Origin of the sequence: uncultured Sphingosinicella sp. (assembly GCF_963974575.1) — a bacterium.
Classification (GTDB): domain Bacteria; phylum Pseudomonadota; class Alphaproteobacteria; order Sphingomonadales; family Sphingomonadaceae; genus Sphingosinicella.
On the sequence record NZ_CAXBBQ010000014.1, the window covers coordinates 16,051 to 38,567 of the forward strand.

At 64.6% G+C, this 22,517-nt stretch carries 24 protein-coding genes; 16 read left to right on the forward strand and 8 right to left on the reverse strand.

Annotated features, from left to right (window positions below; translation table 11 throughout):
* The first annotated feature begins 88 nt into the window (after positions 1-88).
* Entirely contained in the window at positions 89-748 is a 660-nt protein-coding gene (locus tag AAC014_RS17515; protein WP_339711170.1) for a winged helix-turn-helix transcriptional regulator, read from the forward strand.
* Here the strand turns inward: AAC014_RS17515 and AAC014_RS17520 are convergent.
* From AAC014_RS17520 to uvrC, 3 genes are read right to left on the reverse strand one after another with little or no spacing between them, the layout of a single operon-like run.
* Positions 745-1,140: an MAPEG family protein gene (locus AAC014_RS17520; protein ID WP_339711172.1), complete on the reverse strand. Its 396-nt coding sequence runs from the start codon at positions 1,138-1,140 to the stop codon at positions 745-747. The two genes, AAC014_RS17515 and AAC014_RS17520, sit on opposite strands and share 4 nt — an antisense overlap.
* 25 nt (positions 1,141-1,165) lie before the next feature.
* Complete coding sequence (locus AAC014_RS17525; RefSeq protein WP_339711174.1) at positions 1,166-1,858, reverse strand: glutathione S-transferase N-terminal domain-containing protein; 693 nt, start codon at positions 1,856-1,858, stop codon at positions 1,166-1,168.
* A gap of 51 nt (positions 1,859-1,909) precedes the next feature.
* Positions 1,910-3,829 carry an excinuclease ABC subunit UvrC gene (gene uvrC / locus AAC014_RS17530; RefSeq protein WP_339711177.1) on the reverse strand — a complete coding sequence of 640 codons (1,920 nt, stop codon included), beginning with the start codon at positions 3,827-3,829 and terminating at the stop codon, positions 1,910-1,912.
* 147 nt (positions 3,830-3,976) lie between these two features.
* Here uvrC and AAC014_RS17535 point away from each other — a divergent pair, with 147 nt between their 5' ends.
* Entirely contained in the window at positions 3,977-4,792 is an 816-nt protein-coding gene (locus AAC014_RS17535; RefSeq protein ID WP_339711180.1) for an SDR family NAD(P)-dependent oxidoreductase, read from the forward strand.
* On the forward strand, positions 4,789-5,202 hold the full coding sequence (locus AAC014_RS17540) for a dihydroneopterin aldolase (protein ID WP_339711183.1): 414 nt from the start codon (positions 4,789-4,791) through the stop codon (positions 5,200-5,202). Before AAC014_RS17535 ends, AAC014_RS17540 begins: the two co-directional genes overlap by 4 nt.
* Here AAC014_RS17540 and AAC014_RS17545 read toward each other — a convergent pair.
* On the reverse strand, positions 5,190-5,918 hold the full coding sequence (locus tag AAC014_RS17545; RefSeq protein WP_339711186.1) for a hypothetical protein: 729 nt from the start codon (positions 5,916-5,918) through the stop codon (positions 5,190-5,192). The genes AAC014_RS17540 and AAC014_RS17545 overlap by 13 nt on opposite strands.
* Positions 5,919-6,322: 404 nt before the next feature.
* Between AAC014_RS17545 and AAC014_RS17550 the strand changes: the two genes are divergently transcribed.
* From AAC014_RS17550 to AAC014_RS17565, 4 genes are all read left to right on the forward strand, one after another.
* Positions 6,323-6,973 (forward strand): TonB family protein, encoded by a 651-nt coding sequence (locus AAC014_RS17550; protein ID WP_339711188.1) that lies wholly within the window; start codon positions 6,323-6,325, stop codon positions 6,971-6,973.
* A gap of 145 nt (positions 6,974-7,118) precedes the next feature.
* Positions 7,119-7,856: a MotA/TolQ/ExbB proton channel family protein gene (locus AAC014_RS17555; protein ID WP_339711255.1), complete on the forward strand. Its 738-nt coding sequence runs from the start codon at positions 7,119-7,121 to the stop codon at positions 7,854-7,856.
* 77 nt (positions 7,857-7,933) lie between these two features.
* Positions 7,934-8,401, forward strand: coding sequence for a biopolymer transporter ExbD (locus AAC014_RS17560; protein ID WP_339711192.1), 468 nt, complete (start codon positions 7,934-7,936; stop codon positions 8,399-8,401).
* Between the two features lie 19 nt (positions 8,402-8,420).
* Positions 8,421-8,840, forward strand: coding sequence for a biopolymer transporter ExbD (locus AAC014_RS17565; protein WP_339711258.1), 420 nt, complete (start codon positions 8,421-8,423; stop codon positions 8,838-8,840).
* A gap of 78 nt (positions 8,841-8,918) precedes the next feature.
* Here AAC014_RS17565 and phaZ read toward each other — a convergent pair whose 3' ends face one another.
* Positions 8,919-10,139, reverse strand: coding sequence for a polyhydroxyalkanoate depolymerase (gene phaZ / locus AAC014_RS17570; RefSeq protein ID WP_339711193.1), 1,221 nt, complete (start codon positions 10,137-10,139; stop codon positions 8,919-8,921).
* Between the two features lie 166 nt (positions 10,140-10,305).
* On the opposite strand from phaZ, the gene AAC014_RS17575 reads away from it, so the two are divergent.
* The 9 genes from AAC014_RS17575 to AAC014_RS17615 all read left to right on the forward strand — a co-directional run bounded on the left by AAC014_RS17575 (position 10,306) and on the right by AAC014_RS17615 (position 18,488).
* On the forward strand, positions 10,306-11,100 hold the full coding sequence (locus AAC014_RS17575) for a 3-hydroxybutyrate dehydrogenase (protein WP_339711194.1): 795 nt from the start codon (positions 10,306-10,308) through the stop codon (positions 11,098-11,100).
* Positions 11,097-11,852, forward strand: a complete 756-nt coding sequence (locus AAC014_RS17580; RefSeq protein WP_339711196.1) for an SDR family oxidoreductase — start codon at positions 11,097-11,099, stop codon at positions 11,850-11,852. The genes AAC014_RS17575 and AAC014_RS17580 overlap by 4 nt, the downstream gene beginning before the upstream one ends.
* A gap of 275 nt (positions 11,853-12,127) precedes the next feature.
* Complete coding sequence (locus AAC014_RS17585; RefSeq protein WP_339711199.1) at positions 12,128-13,126, forward strand: TerC family protein; 999 nt, start codon at positions 12,128-12,130, stop codon at positions 13,124-13,126.
* A 118-nt stretch (positions 13,127-13,244) separates the two neighbouring features.
* Positions 13,245-13,577, forward strand: coding sequence for a hypothetical protein (locus AAC014_RS17590; protein ID WP_339711201.1), 333 nt, complete (start codon positions 13,245-13,247; stop codon positions 13,575-13,577).
* Positions 13,578-13,618: 41 nt separating this feature from the next.
* Positions 13,619-15,400: an ABC transporter transmembrane domain-containing protein gene (locus AAC014_RS17595; RefSeq protein WP_339711204.1), complete on the forward strand. Its 1,782-nt coding sequence runs from the start codon at positions 13,619-13,621 to the stop codon at positions 15,398-15,400.
* 89 nt (positions 15,401-15,489) lie between these two features.
* Positions 15,490-16,131 (forward strand): PepSY-associated TM helix domain-containing protein, encoded by a 642-nt coding sequence (locus AAC014_RS17600; protein WP_339711207.1) that lies wholly within the window; start codon positions 15,490-15,492, stop codon positions 16,129-16,131.
* Between the two features lie 11 nt (positions 16,132-16,142).
* Complete coding sequence (locus AAC014_RS17605; protein WP_339711210.1) at positions 16,143-16,661, forward strand: DUF2271 domain-containing protein; 519 nt, start codon at positions 16,143-16,145, stop codon at positions 16,659-16,661.
* A 13-nt stretch (positions 16,662-16,674) separates the two neighbouring features.
* Positions 16,675-17,493, forward strand: coding sequence for a DUF4198 domain-containing protein (locus tag AAC014_RS17610; protein WP_339711213.1), 819 nt, complete (start codon positions 16,675-16,677; stop codon positions 17,491-17,493).
* A 98-nt stretch (positions 17,494-17,591) separates the two neighbouring features.
* A complete protein-coding gene (locus tag AAC014_RS17615; RefSeq protein ID WP_339711216.1) occupies positions 17,592-18,488 on the forward strand; it encodes an FAD:protein FMN transferase in 897 nt (298 codons plus the stop codon).
* Here AAC014_RS17615 and AAC014_RS17620 read toward each other — a convergent pair whose 3' ends face one another.
* From AAC014_RS17620 to AAC014_RS17630, 3 genes are all read right to left on the reverse strand, one after another.
* A complete protein-coding gene (locus AAC014_RS17620) occupies positions 18,489-19,238 on the reverse strand; it encodes an energy transducer TonB (RefSeq protein ID WP_339711219.1) in 750 nt (249 codons plus the stop codon).
* 92 nt (positions 19,239-19,330) lie between these two features.
* Positions 19,331-20,014 carry a Fe2+-dependent dioxygenase gene (locus tag AAC014_RS17625; RefSeq protein WP_339711222.1) on the reverse strand — a complete coding sequence of 228 codons (684 nt, stop codon included), beginning with the start codon at positions 20,012-20,014 and terminating at the stop codon, positions 19,331-19,333.
* Positions 20,015-20,114: 100 nt separating this feature from the next.
* Entirely contained in the window at positions 20,115-22,475 is a 2,361-nt protein-coding gene (locus tag AAC014_RS17630; RefSeq protein WP_339711225.1) for a TonB-dependent siderophore receptor, read from the reverse strand.
* Positions 22,476-22,517: the final 42 nt, after the last annotated feature.

Genomic DNA, 22,517 nt, shown 5'->3' on the forward strand with positions numbered 1-22,517 from the left:
TGATGTCTCCCTCTATGGTTGTTGGCACAGGCTGGCACATGAGTTATAAAAAGCAACTATGAAATTACAAAAAATAACTAAAAAAGCGATGGGCGGACCGCGCTGGTACGACGATGCGTGCGGCGCCGCGCTGGCTCTTGAGCTGGTCGGGGAACGCTGGGCGTTGCTGGTGATCCGGGAATTGATGTTCGGGCCGCGCCGTTTCGGCCAGATTCGCGCGCATCTGCCGGGCGTGAGCGCGAACGTGCTGACGCAGCGGCTGGAAGGGTTGGAAGCGCACGGTGTGTTGCGACGGACGACGCTGCCGCCGCCTGCCTCCGTGCCGGTTTATGAATTGACGCCGTGGGGCTACGAGGCCGAGCCGATCCTGCAGACGACGGGCCGCTGGGCGGCGCGCTCGCCCGCGCATGATCCCTCCAGGCCGCTGTCGCCCGCATCGACGATGCTTTCGCTGCGCACGATGCTAGACACGAAGCGCGCAGCCGCGATGCGCGCGCGAATCGCATTCCGGTTCCCGGACGATGCGTTCGTTGCCGACCTGTCGGACGGCGAGCTTTCCATTCGCCGCGGCGAAACCGAGCAAGCCGACGTCACCTTTTCAGGCGGAACGACTGCGCTCGTCCGTGTCTTCTACGGCAAGAGGCCCATCGCTGAAGAGGATTTGACGGTTGCAGGCGATCCGAAAATCGCAGGCCGGTTCATCGATCTCTTCGCGTTGCCATCGAAGGTGAATGTCGATCGACCCTAGCGCACGAGGTCGATCACCACCGCGACGATTGCGCCCACCAGCGCTGCGAGGCTGGCGAGGCCGGAGATGAGGAAACCCGCGCCGCGCTTTTCAGCGTCCTTGATGTAGCCGATCACGTAAGCGATTCGGCCGACCACCCAGGCCGCCGAATAAATGCCGCCCCAGAGGTCGTCGAACACGGTCGCCACGATCCAGACGAGCGGCAGGAATAGAACGAGTTGTTCCATTGTGTTCTGGTGGGCGCGGAAGGCGCGCTCGAACTCTGGATGGCCGGTGACGGCGGGTGCCTTCACGCCGAACTTGCCGCGCGCCTGCCCAACCGGGATCGACGCCCATACGTAAACGGCCAGCGCGGCGAGCGTGCCGAGCAGCGTCAGCGGATACGTCATCATTGGTTTTGCCCCTCCTTGAAGGCGATCAGGCGGGTTTGCCCGTCACCACGATCTTGCGTGCCTGTTCGGCAAATTTCTTGGCCGAATCTTCGTCGTCATCGCGGATCCGCGCGCGCATGTCCTCGGGCACGGAAATGCCCTTTTGCACGCCCGGGCGCGCCATGATCGCCTCAAGCCAGCGCTGGAGGTTCGGCAGGCCATCGATGGAAATGCCGGACCACTTGTGCGTGCGCACCCAGCACCAGTTGGCCATGTCGGCGATCGAATAGTCGCCCGCGAGATATTCGGTGCGCGAAAGCTGGCGCTCCAGCACTTCGAACAGGCGGCGGCCTTCGCTTTGATAACGGTCGATCGCGGGCTGAATCTTTTCCGGGAAGTAGCGGTAGAAGACGTTTGCCTGCCCCATCATCGGGCCGATGCCGCCCATCTGGAACATCAGCCATTGTTCGACACGGCTCTGCGACTTCGCGTCCGTCCCGTAGAATTTGCCGGAAAGCCGGGCGAGATAGAGCATGATCGCACCCGATTCGAAGATCGGGAAATCATCGTGGACGAGCGCGGGGATGCGGCCGTTCGGGTTGATCTCCAGGAACCAGTCCTGCTTCTGCGCCCCGCCGGTGAGGTCGATCTTTTCGAATTCGTAGTCGAAGCCCATTTCCTCAAGCGCGACCGAGGCCTTGTAGCCGTTCGGCGTCGCGGCTGTGTAGAGCTTCATCATGCGGAATGCCTCCCCAAAAGGCCCGATTCGAGTCGCGCTCGACGTTAGCGCTTATCCGCGCGGATGGAAGTGGTCGTAGATCACCTCGGCCATTGCCTTCGAGATGCCGGGCGCGGCCATCAGCGATTCGAGCGCGGCCGAGCGGACAGCCTTCGCGGTGCCGAAGTGCATCAGAAGCGCGCGCTTCCGGGTCGGTCCGATACCGGGCACGTCATCGAGCGGATTGGCGGAGATCGCCTTGCTGCGCTTGGCGCGGTGCGCGCCGATGGCGAAGCGGTGCGCCTCGTCGCGCAGGCGCTGGAGGTAGAACAGCACGGGCGAATTGAGGGGCAGGGTGAGTTCGCGGCCGTCCATCAGGTGGAAGACCTCGCGGCCGGCGTTCCTGTCCGGCCCCTTGGCGACACCGACGAGCGTCACGTCGTCGATGCCCTGCTCCGCGAGAATGTCCATCGCGGCCGACAGTTGCCCCTTGCCGCCGTCGATGAGGACGAGGTCGGGCCAGTCGCTGCCCTTGCGATCGGGGTCTTCCTTGCCGAGCCGCGCGAAGCGGCGGCCGAGGACGTGGCGCATCATGCCGAAATCGTCGCCGGGCGTGATCGATGCGTCCTTGATGTTGAACTTGCGGTAGCTGTTCTTGAGGAAGCCCTCCGGCCCCGCCACGATCATGCCGCCGCCCGCGTTGGTGCCCTGAATGTGGCTGTTGTCGTAAACCTCGATGCGGCGCGGCGGCTCGGGTAGCTCGAAAATGTCGGCAAGCTCGGCGAGCAGCCTGGTTTGCGTGGCGCCCTCGGCGAGGTTGCGGTCGAGCGCCTCGACCGCGTTGCGCGCCGCCTGATCGACAAGGCGCTTCAGTGCGCCGCGCTGCGGCTGACGGATTGCGATCTTGCGTGTGCTGCGGCTGGAAAGTGCCTCGGCGATCAACTCGTGCTCGGCGGGCAGGCGGTCGACGAGGATTTCCGGCGGCAGCGGCATATCCTCGTAAAACTGCACGATGAAGCTCGCCATCACCTCTTCCGGGGTGCTGCCCGCGGTGTTCTTCGGGAAGAACGCGCGGTGACCCCAGTTCTGGCCCCCACGGATGAAGAACGCCTGGATCGAGAACTGCCCGGCTTTTTCGGCGAGCGCGATGACATCGACGTCTTTCACGCCCTCGGCCGTGCCCGTCTGGCCCTGGATGTAGGTGAGCGCGCGCAGGCGGTCGCGGTAGACGGCGGCGAGTTCGTAATCCTGCTTCTCGGCCGCGGCCTGCATCGATTCGCCGAGCTTGCGCTGCACCGACTGACTCTTGCCGGCGAGGAAGTCTTTCGCATCTGCGACGAGTTCAGCGTAGCCCGCTGCGTCGATGCGATCGACGCAGGGCGCCGAGCAGCGGCGAATTTGATGAAGCAGGCAGGGCCGCGTGCGATTCGCCATGAAACTGTCCGAGCAGCTTCGCAGCAGGAACACCTTTTGAAGCGCGTTCAGCGTGCGGTTCACCGCGCCCGCACTGGCGAACGGGCCGAAATAGACACCCTTTCCCTTCCGCGCACCCCGATGCTTGGAAATGCGGGCGAACGCATGGTCCTCGTTGAGGAAGATGAAGGGGAAGCTCTTGTCGTCGCGGAGCAGCACGTTGAACGCCGGCCGGAAACGCTTGATGAGCTGCGCTTCGAGCAGCAGCGCCTCCGCCTCGCTCGCGGTGGTGACGATCGTCATCGCACGCGTCAGCGAAACCATGCGCTGCAGGCGCTTCGGCAGCCGCGCGACCTGCGTGTAGCTGGTCACGCGGTTCTTCAGGCTGCGCGCCTTGCCGACGTAGAGCACGTCCCCGCTCGAATCGAGCATCCGGTAAACGCCTGGCCGCACCGGCAGCGTCTTCAGCACATTGCGGATCGCCGCCACGCCCGCATCGAGATCGGGCGTGTCGCGACCGCGCACGGCGTAGGTCGCCTGCTCCTCGGAAAAGCGATCAATCTGCGGGGGTTCAGCCATCACCTTCAGATGTAGGCGAGGGAGGCGGTCCTCTCAACTGTCACGGAAATGACTTGTCCCCGGAGCCTGTGGATAAGTCTCTGGAGATGTCGCGCTCACCGGCGCTGGCACTGACCTGCTCGGACTGCCGAAAAAAAGGGCAGCGGCTTGCCCCTTGGTACGCCGACGGGTAAGCGCTCGCCGATGACACCGGAGTTCGGCAATCCCGCGAGCGTACTCGTCACCGGCGGCGCGAAACGCATCGGCGGCGCGCTGTCGCGTGCGCTCGCGGCGGGCGGCTGGCACGTTCACGTCCACTGCAACGAATCGGTGGCCGCCGCGGAGGCGCTCGTCGCCGAAATCAGGTCGTCCGGCGGCAGTGCCTCGCTCGTGCGTGCGGACCTTGCCGACGCGGAGGCGTGCCGCACGCTGTTCGATCGACTGGAGCCCGGAAAACCGCCGGTTTCCTTGCTGATCAACAATGCCTCGCTCTTCCGTTACGACACGCAGACGGACTTCAGTGCAGCGCAGTGGGACGAGCAGATCGACGTGAATCTGCGCGCGCCGGCGCTGCTCACGCAACAGTTCGCGGCACAGTGCGCGGGGCGGAACGGCCTCGTCATAAATCTGCTCGATGCGAAGATTGCTGCCCCGAATCCCGATTTCTACAGCTACACGGTGAGCAAGCTCGGGCTTGCCGGGCTCACCGAACTGCAGGCGAGGGCGCTTGCGCCCAATATCCGCGTGAACGGTATCGCGCCCTCGGTAACGCTGGTCAGCGGCCCGCAGACGCGGGAAAATTTCGATCGCGCGCATGTGTATAACCCGCTGCGGCGCGGTGTGCTGGTGGAGCATGTTGTCATGACAATGCAATATTTGATCGCCCTTCCGACGATCACAGGGCAGGTGATCGTGCTCGATGCGGGGCAGCGTATGCTCGGTATGCCGCGCGACGTCGCCTTCATGGTGGGAGAGGGCGCATGAGCCCCGCACCGCGCGGCCTCGTTCCCGAAGCGCTGGCGCCCAAGGCGCGACGGATTCGGCTGCACGGCTATGAACTGCTCGTCGATATCGGCTTCCACAGCTTCGAGGTCGGCGCGCCGCAGCGACTACGCGTCGATGTCGACCTCTGGGTGGACGAGGCGTCGTTCCCCACCGACGATCAGGTGAAAAGCGCCTGGAACTACGATTTCCTACGCGAAACCGTGAAGACGCTGGCCGCCGCACGCCGTTTCAACCTGCAGGAAACCTTCTGCCGCGCGGTCTACGACATCATCGCGGCAAGGAAGGGCGTACTGGCGCTGCGCGTCGCAACCGCGAAGCCTGATATCTATCCCGACTGCGAATTCGTGGGCGTCGAGCTGTCGTCGCTGCCGATGGCCTACTCCGAATAGGCCCGGTCGCACGGACCGAGCGAATCGAGCACGAAACGATAGTCCACCTTCGCGGCGGCGGCGGTTTCCGAATCAAGCGTCGATGTGCTCGCGACGGGCAGGCTGCGCGGCAGGCCGCAGGCGAGCTGATACCAGAGTAGGCTGCCGTCCTTCACGCCGGCGGCGGCATCGTCGATGATATCGCCTGTGGCCACGCTGAACATTTTCGGCTGGCCGGGGCGTGACAGTACGACCAGCGACATCGGCTCGCCCGCCTTCGTCTGGATGAAGATCTGGCTTTCGGATTCGCCGGGAAGGCTGCCGGGCACGTGGAAAGCCTGTCCGAGCCCTGAAATCTCCATGTCGCGGATATCCGGGGAGGCGACGGCCTCGGCCGCGACGGCGCGCACATAGGCATCGCGCTCGGCGGTCCAGTCCACCTGCGCCCAGGGGCGGACGAGCTGGTACTGCGCTTCGCGGTTTCCCGGCGCGAGAAACAGCAGAACGGGAAGCCCCTTGAGTTTCGGCGTCCTGCCACGCGGATCAGCACCGATATCGACGAGGTACTCGATATTTTTCGACACGAATCCCGGGGCGATCAGCACGTTGCTGATTTCTGCGCTGATCAGGAAACGGCGAAAGCCGGGCGCCAGGCCGGGAGATAGTTTTTCGCTGAGCCTTGAGGCCTTCGTCACCGTCGCGCGGACGATAATCGGCGCCTCGGTCGTCAATGCCACGAGGTCCGCGCGTCCCGGGTTTGCTGAAGCGCTGGTAAGCGGAATCAGTCCCCCGCAGAGAAGAAGCACAAAAAAAGCCCATAGGCGCATCAGGCTGTCCCTTTTGCTATGAAATCGAACAAAATCCATATTTGCTGGCAGCTTAACGCATTTGAGCCATGTTTGACATGACCGTGGCATGAATTGGGCAAGCGACCAATCCCGCCACAACCCTGCCACAAAGCAGTTGCGGGTGCAGGGCGCCCAAGCTAGTAGGTCGCTCAGGGACGGTTTGAGCCGGTTTTCAACCGCTTCATGAGCGTTGCAAAAAGGGATAAGATTGCGGTCTAAGCCGCAACTGGTTTTTGATCGATTCCTATGGGATCGATGGTTAAGGGTCAGCTAAGAGGGAGTAACCCGCGTCCATGGCATATGCAGATCAAGGCGTAAGCTCGAAGCGCATGGTCTCCTTGGCGCTCGTTGCGCTACTCCACGCCTTTCTCGGCTACGCATTCATAAGCGGCCTTGCGCTGCGTGTGGTCAAGGTCGTGACGGGTCCGATGGAGACGTTCGAGGTCGAGGAGCCAACGGTCGACGAGGAGCCGCCGCCTCCACCACCGGAACTCGAAGAGATTCCGCCTTATGTTCCACCGCCCGAAGTGATCGTTGAGACGGCTGCACCGCCGCCTCCCGCGATCACCATCCAGACGGAGGCCCCGCGACCTGAGCCGGTTCGCGTTGCGCCGCCGGCGCCTCCCGCGCCGCCGCCTGCCGGTCCGACCACGCGTGCAGAGCCGAGGGGGCGTCTCGGCGCCACCATCACGGCTGACGACTATCCGCAAGCCTCGATCCGTGCTGAGGAAGAGGGCTCGGTGGTTGCGCGCTACACCATCGACACGGATGGAAAAGTCGTGAAGGGCAGCTGCTCGATTCAGACATCGAGCGGTTCCAGTCGTCTCGACACACAGACCTGCAGCCTGATCGAGCGGCGTTTCCGGTTCAAGCCGGCGCAGCAGAACGGCCAGCCGGTTCAGGAAACGCGCAGCCAGGCGTTCCGCTGGCAGATTCCGAAATAAGCAGGATGTCGCCGTGGACCGGGCAAGACCGGTCTGCGGCTTTTCCGTTTTCAAACCAACATTCTCTATTCAGTCTAGGGGACTATACATGAAGAACTTTGTTTCGCGCGCCGGCCTCACGGCGAGTGTTGCGCTCGGCACGCTGATGATTTCGGCTCCGGCGTTCGCGGCGGAAGAGATCGCGACCGAAAACCCGTATGGCCTCCGCGCCGCTCTCGAGCAGGGTGGTCCGATCGCCCAGGGCACGTTCGCCATTCTCGTGCTGATGTCGCTGACGTCGTGGTACGTCATCTTCACGAAGTGGTGGGATCAGCGGAAGCTGCTCATCGAAGCCAAAGAACTGGACAAGAAGTTCTGGTCGGCGCCGAGCCTGAAGGACGGCGCAGCCAAGCTCGACAAGAACTCGGCTTTCCGCCAGATCGTCGACGACGGCCTGCGCGCCGCCGATCATCATGAAGGCCGTCTGACGGACAGCATCGACAAGAACGAGTGGGTTACGATGTCGATGGCGCGTTCGACGCACGCGATCAACGGCCGTCTGCAGAGCGGTCTTGCCTGGCTCGCGTCGGTGGGTTCGACCTCGCCGTTCGTCGGTCTGTTCGGTACCGTTGTCGGTATTTACCGCGCGCTCATCAACATCGGCGTTGCCGGTCAGGCCTCGATCGACAAGGTCGCGGGTCCGGTCGGTGAGGCGCTCATCATGACCGCGCTCGGTCTTGCCGTGGCCGTTCCGGCCGTGCTCGGCTACAACTGGCTGATTCGTCGCAACAAGGACGTTCAGGACCGCCTGAACAACTTTTCGGCCGACGTGCATGGCTACATGATGTCGGGTGCGCGCGTGTCACGCACGGGCGTGACTCCGGCGGCGGCGCCGAAGGCCTGATCGCACGAAGGGGGCGTCTCCGGCTGGTCCGGAGCGCCCCCTCCCGTTTTGTTTGATATCAGGAAGGATCGCTAGACATGGCGATGCAAGTAGGACCCTCGGACGACGATGACGCGCCGATGGCGGACATCAACACGACGCCCCTCGTGGACGTCATGCTGGTTATGCTGATCATCTTCCTCATCACCGTTCCCGTGGTCATTCAGACCGTACCGCTCGAACTTCCCAAAGTGAGCAGTATGCCGACGACGACGAAGCCGGAAAACGTCCTCATTGCTGTCAACAATTCCGGCGACATCTTCTGGGGTGTCCAGCGTCTCGACAGCAAGCAGGAGCTCTTCGACAAGGCGGTTACGCACTTGAAGAAGGAAATCGAGCGTCAGGAAGCCGCAGGCACACCGATCGAACTGCCTGAAGTCCATATCCGCGGCGACGCGGGTACGGAGTTCAGCAACATCGGCGGCGTCATCTTCACGATGCAGCGCGCCGGTTTCGTGAAGGTGGGCTTCATTTCGGAACCGCCCGCCGGTTCTGTCAGCCGCTAAGGAAACCAAAACTATGGCAATGAACGTAGGAGGCGGAGCCGAAGGCGGCGAAATGGTGGACATCAACACCACGCCGCTGATCGACGTGATGCTGGTGCTCCTCATCATGTTCATCATCACGATTCCGATCCAGACGCACGCGGTGAAGCTCGACCTTCCGTCGAACCAGAACCAGCCGCAGAACTCTCAGGTGGATCCCGTGATCAACCGCGTGAGCATCGACTTCCTGAACACGATCTACTGGAACGATCAGGAAGTGGACCGTGCAACGCTGCGCTCGTACTTCAACGACGCGGCCCGCATGGAGCCTCAGCCCGAAATCCATCTGAAGCCCGACGCCCTGTCGCGCTACGACGTTGTGAACGATGTCATGGCGCAGGCGCAGATGTCCGGTGTCACGAAGATCGGTTTCGTCGGTAACGAGGCCTACGCCAACTAGGGCGAGGCCTTCGATCCAAAAGGAAAGGGGCGGACCTTCGGGCCCGCCCCTTTTTTGTCTTGTCGTATGAAGCGCCGGTCAGTCGTGCTTCGCGATGAAGTCCTCGACCACGGGTGCGATCTTCTCGCGCCAGCGGCGGCCGTTGAAGATGCCGTAGTGGCCAACCTCCTTGGCCAGAAGATACGTCTTCTTCGCGGCGGGAAGCGCGGTCGCGAGCGTGAGTGCCGCCTTGGTCTGGCCCACGCCCGAAATGTCGTCGCGTTCGCCTTCCACGGCCAGTAGCGCGACATCCGTGATGGCGCCCGGGTCGATCCGCGCGCCGCGGTGCATGAACTCGCCCTTGGGGAGCAGATGGCGCTGAAACACGCTGTCCACGGTTTGCAGGTAGAATTCGGCGGTCATGTCGCAGACGGCGCGGTACTCGTCGTAGAACGCCTTGGTCGAGTCGGCGCTTTCGCCATCGCCTTCGACGAGATGCCGGAACATCTCCCAGTGGCTCACCATGTGGTTGCCGAGGTTCATCGACATGAAGCCGGCAAGCTGCAGGAAGCCCGGATACACGCGACGTCCGGCGCCCGGGTAGATCGGCGGCACGGTGGCGATGGCGTTGTGTTCGAACCAGCTGTGCTGACGTCCGGTGGCGAGCGTGTTGACCTCTGTCGGGGCCTCGCGCGTGTCGATTGGGCCGCCCATCATGGTGAGGGAGCGCGGGCGGGCCTTGTGCTTCTTCGCGGACATCAGGGCCGCGGCGGCATAGGCGGGCACGGAGGGCTGGCACACGGCGATCACGTGCGCGCCGGGGCCGATGTGTTCGAGGAAGGCGACGATGTAGTCGATGTAGTCGTCGAGGTCGAAGCGGCCTTCGTCGAGGGAGACGAGCTTCGCGTCGCGCCAGTCGGTGATGTAGACATCATGGCCGGGGATCATGCGCTGCACCGTGCCGCGCAGCAGCGTCGCATAGTGGCCGGACATCGGCGCCACGATGAGCAGCTTCGGGCCTGCCGGAACGCCACCCTGCTTCACGAAATGCTTGAGCTGCCCGAACGGCAGGCGGAAACTGATCTCTTCACGCACCGCGACATCGGCGTCGCCGACTTTCACGCTGGGGATACCGAATTCGGGCTTGCCGCGGGGTGCGGAGGCATGGGCGAACACGTCGAGCGCCGAGGCGATGGCCGGGCTCATACCGATATAGGCCAGCGGATTCGATGGATGTGCGAGCCAGTTGGCGCCCATGCTGGCGAAGGCGCTGGCCCCGGCCATCATGGAACGATGCAGCTCGTAGCTATGATAAATCATTCACAATACCCCGCTCGCAACGCCGACATTTGCATCGAATGCAGGTCGTTTCCCGATCAGCTTAACCCGTGCAAATCGCGAGTCCATCGATTATTGCATTGCACAATGAGCGGGCCGTTAACGACGGGACTGCAAGCTGTTCGCAAATGCTGCAAAGGAGAACGCGATGACCGCCAGAACGCTTGAGGGCCGCGTGGCTCTTGTTACCGGCTCCACGAGCGGGATCGGGCTCTCGGTTGCACGCGGCATGGCCGCCGCGGGTGCCGACATCGGCATCAACGGCTTCGGCGACCCCGAGGCGATCGAGCGTGAACGCTCCGCGATCGCGGCGGACTTCGGCGTGCGCTGCGCCTTCCTGCCCGCCGACCTTTCCAAGGGCGCGGAAGCCACGAAGCTCGTGTCCGACTGCGCGGCGGCGCTCGGCGGGGTCGACATCCTCGTCAACAACGCCGGTATCCAGTACGTCGCGCCCGTGGACGAGTTTCCGCCGGCGAAGTGGGAAGCGATCATCGCGATCAACCTTTCCGCGGCTTTCTACACGACGCAAGCGGCGCTGCCGGCGATGAAGGCGAAGAACTGGGGCCGCATCATCAACATCGCCTCGGCGCACGGCCTCGTCGCCTCGCCGTTCAAGGCAGCGTATGTGTCGGCGAAGCACGGCATCGTTGGCCTCACCAAGACGGCGGCGCTCGAACTCGCCGAAACCGGCATCACGGTGAACGCGATCTGCCCGGGCTATGTGCGGACGCCGCTTGTCGCGGGGCAGGTGGCCGACCAGGCGAAGGTGCATAACATGTCGGAGGAGGAGGTCGTGCGGAACGTGATCCTCGCCGCGCAGCCCAACAAGCGCTTCATCGAGCCCGAGGAAGTCGCCGATTTCGCGGTGTTTCTGGCGGGCGAGACCGGGCGCTCGTTCACCGGCGACATCCTCTCGATCGATGGCGGCTGGACGGCGCGGTGAGCTTCCCCGCAGGCGCCGTCCTCATCACCGGCGCCGCCTCCGGCATCGGCAAGGCGACGGCCGAGCGCCTTTACGCCGAAGGCGTCCGGCGTTTCGCGCTGATGGATTTAAGCAGCGCCGCACCGACGCTTCCCGATGCCGACGTCCTGCAACTTACCGGCGATGTGGCCGACCCATCCAAGTGGGAGCAGACCGAGCGCGCCATCACACAGCGTTTCGGTCGTCTCGACTTCGCCGTTGTCAACGCCGGCGTCTCGGGCGCCGGCCCGATCGTCGATCTGTCGTTCGACGAATGGCGCCGTGTGCTTTCGGTCAACCTCGACGGCGCCTTCCTGACGCTGCGCGCGGCGATGCGGCTGATAACGGGGGCGGGGGCCATCGTGGTCGTCTCCTCGATCTCGGGGATCAAGGCAGAGCCCGGCGTCGCCGCCTACGGCGCTTCCAAGGCCGCTGCTGCCCACCTCGCAAAGGTCGCCGCCAAGGAAGGCGCGGCGCGCGGCCTGCGTGTAAACGCGATCCTGCCGGGCGGTGTCGATACGCCGATCTGGAACGGCATGGCGTTCTTCGACGACATGGTCCGCGACCTCGGCAGCCGCGAGGCGGCCCTGCAGGCGATGGCCTCCACCGCAACCCCGCTCGGACGGTTCGCAACCGCGGACGAGATCGCCGGGCAAATTGCGTTCCTGCTGTCGGATGCAGCCGCCACGATCACCGGCGCGCTGCTACCGAGCGACGGGGGATATTCGCTGTGAACCTGACTTCGCAGTGACCTTTCCAGCCACCCATTGACAGCCGCACCGGGCATTCCCATTAACAGGGGCGCGGCCCGGGCCCCTCTGGCGAGATGCTTCTCGTGATGTCGGACCGCATCGGAAGATCCGATGCTTGCGGCCCGGCGGCTTACGTCTGTTCCCCTTAAAGCGCGGATCCTCCGGCGACCGATGCGGTCCACAAGAGGAGACAGACGAATGCCGCACACCCGATCCCGCTTCCGGCGATCCGCCCCCGATTTCGCAGGGGTGCGCTGATGGAATTTCTGTTTGCTGATTGGCTGGGAACTCCGGCCTGGTTCTGGCTGTCGTTCCTGTTCCTCGTGATCGCGCTGACGGCGTTCGACCTGGGCGTGCTTCATAAAGAAGACCGCGAGATGGGCATCGGCGAGAGTCTGAAGCTTTCCGCGTTCTACATCGGCATCGCGCTGCTGTTCGGAGCGTGGGTCTGGTACGCGCGCGGGCCCGAGCCCGGGATGCAATATTACACGGGCTTCTTCATCGAAAAGGCGCTGTCGATCGACAACGTCTTCGTCATCAGCCTGATCTTCACCTATTTCGCGATCCCGCCCAAATATCAGTACCGGGCGCTCCTGTGGGGCATCATCGCCGTGATCGTGCTGCGCGGCCTGATGATCGCGGGCGGCGCGGCGCTGGTGAACGAGGCCTATTGGGTGCTCTACCTGTTCGCGGCCTTCCTGATCTTCACCGGCATCAAGATGTTCTTCGCCGGTGACGAGCCCATGGATGTCGCGAACAACCCGGGTGTTAAGTTCATTTCCAAGCATATGCGCGTGACGCCGGAGCTGCACGATCAGCATTTCTTCGTGAAAGTGCCCGACGCCCGAACCGGAAAGGTGGTGACGGCGGCGACGCCCCTGTTTCTGGCACTCGTCGTCATCAATCTTGCCGACCTTGTTTTCGCGGTCGACAGCGTGCCTGCGATCTTCGCGATCACGACCGACACCTTCATCGTTTACACGTCGAACATCATGGCCGTTCTCGGCCTGCGGGCACTCTACTTCGCGCTTGCCGCGATGGTGCACCGCTTTCACTATCTGAAATACGCACTGGCGGCGGTCCTCGTCTTCATCGGGGCGAAAATCTTCGTTGCCGACTTCATCCTGGGTGGCGACAAGTTTCCGCCTGTGCTCAGCCTCGGCGTCACCTTCGCGCTGATCGCAGCCGGGATCGCCTATTCGCTCTGGAAGACCAGAGGGCAACCGGAATCGGACTGGCCCGCCGACACGACGTGAGACATGCACACCATGATCGTTGTGGTTCTGTCACGAAAAATTCACGGGGCCTTTTCCGAAACCGGAAACCATTGCGCGGCAATGCGAGGGTGTGATCCATCTCGCAGGAGCGGTGTACGTGCGTCTGTTCATGGTGTTTCTGATTCTGACGGGCGCGGCGCCGGCGGCGGCTGCGACAACGTGGCCCGAGGCGGCCTCCGGGGCGGTGCGGGCGGCGCAGGCGATGCCGCGTTCAGCGGTGGTGCGGCGTGCGACCTGCGTGGCGCGGGTGCGGGTTGCCGTGGACGGCAACGGCCTCATCACGCGCTACGACATCGTGAAACCGTGTGCGGAGCCGATCCTCACGCGCTCCACCGACGACCTGTTCTTCAAGGTCGGCCAGCTGCCGCCGCCCCCTGCACGGCGCCCGGCGAGCCTTGAGATCGAGGTGCGCTGGCCGCCAAAGGGCTGAGCGCCATTGAGCGCGGGCGCGGGCACTGCTAATCCGCCGCTATGAGCACCAGCGAGTCCGGCAAAGAGCCCAAGGAAAAGCGTTCCCTCAGCAACCTGCAATTGCTCTGGAGCTTTGCGCGACGTTACCCCCTGCAGGTGACGGCGTTTTTCGTCTCGCTGTTCATCGCGGCGCTCGCGACGCTCGCGATTCCGCGCAGCTTCCAGCGGATCGTCGACAACGGCTTCGGCGCGGAAACGGACGCGACGATCGCGCCCTATTTCTACGGTATGCTCGCCGTGGTCGCCGTGCTCGGCGTCGCCACGGCGGTGCGCTTCTATTACGTGTCGTGGCTCGGGGAGCGGGTCGTCGCCGATCTCCGGCAGAGCGTACACGCGAATCTCCTGACGCTCGATCCGGCCTTCTTCGAGGAAAACCGCCCCTCTGAGATCGCCTCGCGTCTGACCGCCGACACGTCGATCATCGAGCAGGTGGTGGGCACCAGCCTTTCGATGGCACTGCGTAACACGATCCTCGGCATCGGCGGCGTCATCTACCTGTTCACGATCAGCCCGAAGCTGACCGGCATGTTGCTGCTCGGCATCCCGCTTGCGGTGTTGCCCATGGCGCTGATGGGCCGCCGCGTGCAGGCGCTGTCGCGCAGTTCGCAGGACAGTGTCGCGAGTGTCGGCACCATCATCAGCGAGGTGCTCGGCGCGATCCGCATCGTGCAGGCGTTCACGCAGGAACGGAACGAAGTCGCGCGCTTCACGCGGGCGGTGGAATCGACGTTCCTGGCGGCGCGGCGGCGCATCCGGATGCGCGCGCTGCTGACCGCGATCGTCATCACGATCATCTTCGGCGGCATCACGATGGTGCTGTGGGAAGGCGCAACCGACGTGATCGACGGGGTGATGACGGGCGGCGAAATCACCGCGTTCGTGCTCACCGCAGCGATCGTGGCGGGCGCGTTCGGTGCGCTCACCGAGGTTTACGGCGACGTGATGCGCGCGACAGGCGCGGCGGGCCGCATGATGGAGCTGTTGAACGCGGTGCCGCAGATCACGGCGCCCGCAAACCCCGTGGCGCTTCCGCAGCCGCCCGTGGGTCGCGTGACCTTCGACAACGTCACCTTCCGCTATCCGACGCGGAAGGACACGGCTGCGCTCAGCGATTTCTCGCTCGACATCGCGCCGGGCGAGACTGTGGCGGTCGTCGGGCCTTCGGGCGCGGGGAAATCGACGCTGTTCCAGCTGATCCAGCGCTTCTACGACCCCGAGAGCGGCACCGTGCGCGTGGACGGCGTGTCGCTGCGCGAGGCGGACCCTGCCGCCGTGCGCGGGCGCATCGCGATGGTGCCGCAGGAAAGCGTGGTTTTCGCCGAGAGCGCATACAATAACATCCTCTACGGACGCCCCGACGCGACCGAGGCGGAGGTTTGGGCGGCGGCGGACGCTGCGAACGCTTCCGAATTCCTCCGCGCGCTGCCCGATGGCATCCACACATTCATGGGCGAGGCGGGGACGCGGCTTTCGGGCGGTCAGCGCCAGCGGCTTTCGATCGCGCGCGCCGTGCTGCGCGATGCGCCGATCCTGCTGCTCGACGAGGCGACATCCGCGCTCGACGCTGAAAGCGAGCGGCTGGTGCAGGAAGCGCTCGAGCGGCTGATGCAGGGGCGCACGACGCTGGTGATTGCGCACCGCCTGGCGACGGTGCGCGGCGCGGACCGCATCGTGGTGATGAACGAAGGCAGGATCGTGGGGCAGGGGCGCCATGACGAACTGATGACGGACGGCGGGCTTTATGCACGGCTCGCGCGCCTGCAATTCGAGGACGCGGCCTGATTGGGCGGCACGTGCCGGAATTATATTGTAATTGATAATCGTTCGCGTTATCGCCGTTCCCGGTCAGGTACGGGATTGATTTAGCGCCGATGCACAGCGTGACGCCTAACAGGGTGGCGAAGAAAAGCCGCAAGGCGTTCTGGCTGAAACAGCTGCACACGTGGCACTGGATGAGCTCCGCCATCAGCCTTGTCGGGCTGCTGCTGTTCACGATCACGGGCATCACGCTCAACCACGCCGCCGAGATCGAGGCAGAGCCCGTGATCGAGGAGCGCACGGCGCAGCTTCCGGCGGACCTGCTGGGCGGCATCGCGCCGAAGGACGGCGAGGCGGAGCGGGCGCCGCTGCCTGCGCCTGTCGCCGCGTGGGTTGCCGAAACGTTTTCGGTGAAGACGATCGGTGAGGCGGAGTGGTCGCCAGACGAGGTGTATCTGGCGCTGCCGCGTCCCGGCGGCGACGGCTGGGTGGCGATCGACCGGGCGACGGGCGAGGCCACCGCCGAAAGCACCGACCGCGGCTGGATCTCCTACCTCAACGACCTCCACAAAGGGCGCAATTCGGGCACGGCGTGGAAGTGGTTCATCGACATTTTCGCGGGCGCCTGCCTCGTGTTCGCATTCACCGGCCTGTTCCTGCTGCAGCTTCACGCCGCGAAGCGCCCGAGCACGTGGCCGATCGTGGGGGTGGGGCTGCTCATCCCCGTCCTCATCGCCTTGATTTTCATTCACTGAAGGGTGTCAGAATGCAGCTTTCCACGCGTATCGTGATGACCGGCGCCGCTTTCGCCGCGCTGGCGGGGCCTGCCGCCGCGCAGAGCATCGACCTCACCGTCACCATCCCGCGCCTCAGCGTTGCGGAGTATCACCGGCCTTATGTGGCGATCTGGCTGGAGAAGACTGGCGCGCCCGCGAAGACGCTCGCTGTCTGGTACGACCACGACATGCGGGACAATGAGGGCACCAAGTGGCTCCGCGACGTGCGCCAGTGGTGGCGCGCCTCGGGCCGGGGACTGAGCTTTCCGGCGGATGGCATCACCGGCGCTACCAAAGCACCGGGCACGCACAAGGTGAGCTTCGGCGCGGATGCACTCGGGGGTGCGATGACGCCCGGCGACTACACGCTGCTCGTGGAGGCCGCGCGCGAGGTGGGCGGCCGCGAACTCGTGAAGCTGCCGTTCCGCTGGCCGCCGAAGCCGGGTCAGACCGCGAGCGCGGCGGGCAGCACGGAACTCGGCGCGGTCAGCGCCACCTTCAAACGCTGAAAGGACACTCTTCATGAAAACCGGACTCCTGCGCGCGCTCGCCATTTCGACAGCGCTTTTCAGCGCAACGGCGGCGGAGGCGCATCGCCAGTGGATGCTGCCGTCCTCGACCGTGCTCTCGGGGCAGTCGAGCTGGGTGACGGTCGACGCCGCCGTCTCCAACGACCTGTTCTACTTCGAGCACCAGCCGCTGCGGCTCGGCAACGTGAAGGCGTGGGCGCCGGACGGCAGCGAGGTGGCGCTGCAGAACGCGTCGACAGGCCGATACCGCAGCACCTTCGACGTCGAGCTGAAGCAGCAGGGCACGTACAAGATCGCGAACGCCGGCGGCGGCATCTTCGGGAGCTACAAGGAGGGCGGGGTCGAGAAGCGGCTGCCGCGCGGCGCTTCGGCGGCTGACATCGAGACGCTGATTCCGGCAGGCGCGACAGACGTGAAGTTCTCCGAAAGCCTCAGCCGCAACGAGATCTTCGTGACGCTGGGCGCGCCGACGGAGACGGTGCTGAAGCCGAGCGGCAAGGGGCTTGAGCTGGTGCCGGTGACGCATCCGAACGACCTCGTTTCAGGTGAAGCGGCGACGTTCCAGTTCGTGATCGACGGTAAGCCCGCCGCCGGGATCGAGATCGAGGTCGTGCCAGGCGGCATCCGCTACCGCGATCAGCTCGGGCAGATAGACATGAAGACCGACGCCGAGGGCAAGGTGACGATCACCTGGCCCGCCCCCGGCCTCTACTGGATGAGTGCCGAGGCGAAAGACACGAACGTCAGCGTGAAGGGCGCCGAGCAGCGGCGTCTCGGCTACGTCTCGACGCTGGAGGTGCTGGCACCCTGACGGACGACGCCCGAGTCCTTATTCCCAAAGCCATCTCGGCGGCCGCCTTTGCGCTGAGGGAGCCTTCGGGACGGATTGCGACACTTTCCGGCAAGACGATGGGGACGCGCTGGTCGGTGCGACTCGTCGTCCCCGCGCCGGGCCTTGTCGCGCACATCAGCGCGGGTGTGCAGGGCGTACTCGACGGTGTCGTTGCGCAGATGAGCACTTGGGAGGCGGCGTCGGACATCAGCCGCTTCAACCGCGCGGCGATCGGCGCATGGCAGGTGATGCCGCCGGATTTTTTGACTGTGCTTTCTGCCGCGCTCCGCATCGCGGAGGAAAGCGGGGGGGCGTTTGACCCGACGATCGGAGCGATCGTGGACGCGTGGGGGTTTGGCGCGGCGGGACCTGTTGGTTCGGCGCCGGATCATGAGGCGACCGAGACGCTGCGTCTTGCGGCGGGGTGGCGGCGGGTAGCGTGTGATACGCTGCTGCAGCGGGCGCGGCGGACCGATACGCTTGCGCTCGACTTTTCGGGGATCGCCAAGGGGTTCGGGGCGGACCGCGCGGCGGCGTGGCTGAAGAGCCAAGGGTTCCGGCACTTTCTTGTCGAGGTCGGCGGCGAACTCGTGGGGACGGGTGTGAAGCCGGACGGGCAGCCGTGGTGGGTGGATATCGAGATGCCGCCGGACGCGGCGCTGCCGCCGCTGCGGCTCGCGCTGCACGGCCTCTCCGCGGCGACATCAGGTGACTATCGGCGCTGGTTCGAGGTAAACGGTGAGCGCTTCGGGCACACGATCGACCCGCGCAGCGGCAGGCCTGCGAACGGGATTGCCTCGGTGACGGTGCTCCATCCCGAGTGCATGTGCGCTGATGCTTATGCGACGGCGATTACGGTGCTGGGGGCGGAAGACGGCCTGCAGTTTGCCAACCGCCTCGGCCTCGCCGCGCATATCGTCTCCCGCGACGGGGACGAAGCAATGAGCCTTGCCTTTACGGCGATGCTCGACTGATCATCCCTGCAGGACGAAGGGAATTTCCACGGTGCCCCGCACGGCGACCGCGACGCCGTCGCGGATCGTGGGGGACCAGCGCCAGTGGCGGACGGCGCCGAGCGCGGCGCGGTCGAGCCGGTCGTAGCCGCTGCTCCTTGCCAGGCGGATATCGGCGACGTTTCCGTCCGTGCCGAGTGTCAGCGCCAGAACGACGATGCCCTGTTCACGCTTGCGGCGCGATTCGATCGGATAGGCGGGCGGCTTTGCCGAGATCATGGTGGCGCCGAGATCGTCGGCAACCAGCGTCGGCGGCGCCGCCGGGCGCGGCGCGGGCGGCGCCTTGATCGCCACGGGCGCCGGCGGCACGGCCTGCGGCTGATCGGCCGCCGCGACGATCGGCGGCGTTTCACGCGCGAACTCGACGGCAGGCGGCGGCACGTAGATTTCAGGCTCGGCAAGCTCGGGCGGCGGTGGCGCCTCGGGTGCGGGCGGGGGCGCCGAGAGATCGAGCAGGTCCATCGCCGTCTGCACAGTGCGAGGCGGGATCACCTGCGTGCGGATGAGCACCGCGCCAAGCGCGACATGAAGACCGGCGACGACGAGCAGGGCACGCCAATCGAGACGGCCCGGCTGGTAGCCCTCCGCGCCTGCTGTCGGCAGCCGCTCTGGAAGGCCGATCCGTACGGGCGCCGAGGTCGCCGATACGCGCTCGTGAAACACGATATCGTCGAAACTGTCCTCTGTGCTGCGTGCGTGAACCGTATGCATCCGAACGCCCCGTTACCGTGCTTTCAAGCCACGCGTGGTCTATAGGGCCTCAACTAATGCAAATCAATCGCATTATTGATTGCGCACGTGCGTCAGGTCGTCGCCCAGCGGCGGAGGAGATTGTGATAGACGCCGGTGAGCTGGATGATCGCGGCATCATCGTGCCCGCGGTCCTGCGCAATTGTCTGGATCGCCGTATCGAGTTCGAACAGCGAGCGACGGGCCTCCCCGTCGCGGACCATCGATTGAATCCAGAAAAAGCTCGCAGTGCGCTTGCCGCGCGTGACGGGCTCGACACGGTGCAGGCTGGAAGCCGGATAGAGTACCATGTGCCCGGCGGGCAGCTTCACCTGCTGGACGCCGAACTGGTCCTCTATGGTGAGTTCGCCGCCGTCGTAGGCATCGGGGTCTTCGAGGAACAGCGTTGCCGAGAGGTCACTGCGGATGCGGAACTCCGTGCCGCGCTGGATGCGGATGGCGTTGTCGATGTGAACGCCGAAGGTCTGGCCACCCTCGTAGCTGTTGAACAGTGGAGGATAGACCTTGAGCGGCAGCGCGGCAGCGATGAACAAGGGCGCCTTGCCGAGCGCATCGAGGATGATCGTGCCTGCCTCCCGCGCCGCGGCGCCGTCTTCGGGAAGCTGCATGTTGCGCTTGGCGAGCGCCGACTGGTAGCCGGAGGTGACGTTGCCATCGACCCACTCGGCGGCATCAATGATCGCGCGGACACGGGCGAGCGCCTCTGCATCGAGCACGTCGGGAATCGCGATCATCATGGCAGGAAACCGATCTTCGTTGAACCTACTGAGATATCAGCATCGCAAGGTGCTGGTGGGCAAGAGCGATCCCCTGAACCGCTCTTGCCCATGCCCATGCTCAGAAGCTGTAGAACAGGCTGAGCACGGCCGAGCGCCCTTCGCCGGGCGTCGCCCAGCCGTTGTTGCGGATGCCGGTGTAATACTTCTCGTCCGTGAAATTCTGGACGTTGAGCTGCGCGGTCAGGCCGTTGCCGAACGGATAGGCGAGGAACGCACGGTGCGTCATCCAGTCCTTCGCCTTCGTGAGCGGCGTCACCGTGTTCGAAAGCACAAAGCTGCCCTGATAGGTGAAGCCGTAGCCGACCTGCAGGCCGAACGGGAGCGTGTAGGTGGTGAACAGGCTGCCCGAGTGCTTCGGCGTGTTGGTGAGGGGATTGCCGGCCTGCGCATCGGTGAGCGGGCAGGTGATCTCCGTGCCGCCCGGGGGCGTGAACGTTGCGCCGGGATTGGCGAGGCAGTAGTTCGAAACGCTCTGCTTCACCTTGCTGTCGAGGTAGGTGTAGTTCGCGAACACGGCCCAGGCATCGGTGATGTTGCCCGAGGCGCCGAGCGCGAGGCCGTTCACGCGGCTCTGACCATCGAGCACCTGAAGCGTGCCGAGCGTCGGGTCGTTGCTCGCCACCGGATAGTTGGTCCGCTCGTTGCGGAACAGCGCGGCGGTGAGCTGGAGCCGGCCGCCCACGAGGTCGATCTTGCCGCCGATCTCGTAGTTGACGGCTTCCTGCGGCGCGACAGTGCAGGGATCGAGGTTGAGGTTCTGCGCCGTCGGCGATCCGCAGCCGCTGCGGACGGAAGACCCGGCCGGCGTGCGGCTGTTGCCGTAGGCCGCGTAAAGGCTGGCGTTGGGCACCGGCTTGTAGACGAGGCCGACGCGGTAGCTGAACAGATTGTCATCCGACCGCTGCACGGTCCCGCGCGTTACTTCGCCGAAGGTCGCCCCCGGCGTGCCGACGATCTCGTCGACGCGGAAGTCCGACTTGTTGTTTTCCCAGCGGATGCCGCCGTTGATTTCGAACTGATCGGAGAGCTTGATGGCATCGAACAAATAGAAGGCGATGTTGCGCGTGTCGCCCTGCGAGAAGCGTGTCGGGATGTAGTTGATCGGACCGCCGTAAATGGGATCGGGGTCTGAAATGTCGATCGGCGGCAACGCGGGGTTCGGTGTCGCACCGCCCGGATTGCGCATCGAGTTGCCGTTCGACAGATCATAGTCTTCCTGCGCGAAGGAGGCACCGAGCGTGACTGTGTGCTCGATGCCGCCAGTATCGAACACGGCTTTCAGATCGAGCTGGTTGTAGAGCATCTGGTTTTCGGAGAAGCGCGAAACGCCGCGCGGGCCGGAGGGGTAATAGGTGCCGGGGACCTGACCGTCAGCGCAGGGTGCGCCCGTGTAGAGCGTGCCGCTGTCGAGGCAGTAGGCGCCCTGCGGCGGGTTGACGACGAGGTTCTGCTCGACGCGCTGCCAGCGCGCGAGATTGCGGAGCGAAACGCGGTCGCTGAATTCATGAGCGAAGATCGCGGTTGCCTGATCGACGGTCTGCTTCTGGTAGTCGACGTCCTTGTAGCCGTAGTAACCGCCGTAATCGGCGCCGGGAAACAGGCCGCCCACCGAGGCAGAGTAGGGCACGCCGTAAATGGGCGTGTTGTCGTCTTTCTGATGGACGTAGAGCAGGGTCAGGCTGGTCGGGCCATCGATGCCGATGGTGATGGACGGCGCGATACCCCAGCGCTCGTAGCTGTCGAAGTCCCGCGCCGGGACGTCGTTCTCGTGGTACATGGCGTTGAGACGCACGGCGATGAGGTCCGACAGGCGCAGGTTACTGTCGATGGTGGCGCGGTAATAATTGTCCGTGCCGATGCCGGCCTGAACGACGGTGAGGTCTTCGCCTTTCGGGCGCTTGGTGACGAGGTTGATCGTGCCCGAAATCGAGCCCGCGCCGCTGTAAACCGAGTTCGCGCCGTTCACGATCTCGATCTGTTCGAGATTGAATGTGTCCGAGCGGCTATACTGCGCGCTGTCGCGGACGCCGTCGATCTGGAGATCGGTGTCGGCGCTCTGGCCGCGCAGGTTGATCTTGTCACCGTAACCTCCGCCACCTTCACCTGCACCGAAAGTGATGCCTGGAATGGTCGTCAGCGCCTCGCGCAGCGTCAGCAGGTTCTGCTGGCGGATCGTGGTGTTGCCGATGACGGTGATGCTCTGCGGCGTATCGAGGAGAGGGCGCACATATTTGGGAGACTCGGCCCTCTCGACCTTGATCTCTTCTTCAATCGCAGTGCCGGTGACGGTGACGCCGCCGAGCTTCTGCTGCTGGTCCTGTGCGTGCGCGGGAAGCGCGCTGGCGACGAAGCCGACACAGGAAAGCGCGAGGAAGGCGGGACCGGCGACGGACGCGCGGGCGGCTGGTTCTGCAGACATTGGAACACCCCCAAACAGTTACAAGGTTTGGGCGTGTTATTG

Excerpts from the sequence above, each read along its gene's own strand:
- AAC014_RS17610 (WP_339711213.1), top strand. The coding sequence starts at position 16,675 with ATGAAAACCGGACTCCTGCGCGCGCTCGCCATTTCGACAGCGCTTTTC.
- AAC014_RS17595 (WP_339711204.1), top strand. The coding sequence starts at position 13,619 with ATGAGCACCAGCGAGTCCGGCAAAGAGCCCAAGGAAAAGCGTTCCCTC.
- AAC014_RS17555 (WP_339711255.1), top strand. The coding sequence starts at position 7,119 with ATGATTTCGGCTCCGGCGTTCGCGGCGGAAGAGATCGCGACCGAAAAC.
- AAC014_RS17585 (WP_339711199.1), top strand. The coding sequence starts at position 12,128 with ATGGAATTTCTGTTTGCTGATTGGCTGGGAACTCCGGCCTGGTTCTGG.
- AAC014_RS17515 (WP_339711170.1), top strand. The coding sequence starts at position 89 with ATGGGCGGACCGCGCTGGTACGACGATGCGTGCGGCGCCGCGCTGGCT.
- uvrC (WP_339711177.1), bottom strand. The coding sequence starts at position 3,829 with ATGGCTGAACCCCCGCAGATTGATCGCTTTTCCGAGGAGCAGGCGACC.
- AAC014_RS17615 (WP_339711216.1), top strand. The coding sequence starts at position 17,592 with ATGGGGACGCGCTGGTCGGTGCGACTCGTCGTCCCCGCGCCGGGCCTT.
- AAC014_RS17625 (WP_339711222.1), bottom strand. The coding sequence starts at position 20,014 with ATGATGATCGCGATTCCCGACGTGCTCGATGCAGAGGCGCTCGCCCGT.
- AAC014_RS17560 (WP_339711192.1), top strand. The coding sequence starts at position 7,934 with ATGGCGATGCAAGTAGGACCCTCGGACGACGATGACGCGCCGATGGCG.
- AAC014_RS17605 (WP_339711210.1), top strand. The coding sequence starts at position 16,143 with ATGCAGCTTTCCACGCGTATCGTGATGACCGGCGCCGCTTTCGCCGCG.
- AAC014_RS17525 (WP_339711174.1), bottom strand. The coding sequence starts at position 1,858 with ATGATGAAGCTCTACACAGCCGCGACGCCGAACGGCTACAAGGCCTCG.
- AAC014_RS17540 (WP_339711183.1), top strand. The coding sequence starts at position 4,789 with ATGAGCCCCGCACCGCGCGGCCTCGTTCCCGAAGCGCTGGCGCCCAAG.
- AAC014_RS17600 (WP_339711207.1), top strand. The coding sequence starts at position 15,490 with ATGCACAGCGTGACGCCTAACAGGGTGGCGAAGAAAAGCCGCAAGGCG.
- AAC014_RS17575 (WP_339711194.1), top strand. The coding sequence starts at position 10,306 with ATGACCGCCAGAACGCTTGAGGGCCGCGTGGCTCTTGTTACCGGCTCC.
- AAC014_RS17630 (WP_339711225.1), bottom strand. The coding sequence starts at position 22,475 with ATGTCTGCAGAACCAGCCGCCCGCGCGTCCGTCGCCGGTCCCGCCTTC.
- AAC014_RS17520 (WP_339711172.1), bottom strand. The coding sequence starts at position 1,140 with ATGATGACGTATCCGCTGACGCTGCTCGGCACGCTCGCCGCGCTGGCC.
- AAC014_RS17550 (WP_339711188.1), top strand. The coding sequence starts at position 6,323 with ATGGCATATGCAGATCAAGGCGTAAGCTCGAAGCGCATGGTCTCCTTG.
- AAC014_RS17565 (WP_339711258.1), top strand. The coding sequence starts at position 8,421 with ATGAACGTAGGAGGCGGAGCCGAAGGCGGCGAAATGGTGGACATCAAC.
- AAC014_RS17620 (WP_339711219.1), bottom strand. The coding sequence starts at position 19,238 with ATGCATACGGTTCACGCACGCAGCACAGAGGACAGTTTCGACGATATC.
- phaZ (WP_339711193.1), bottom strand. The coding sequence starts at position 10,139 with ATGATTTATCATAGCTACGAGCTGCATCGTTCCATGATGGCCGGGGCC.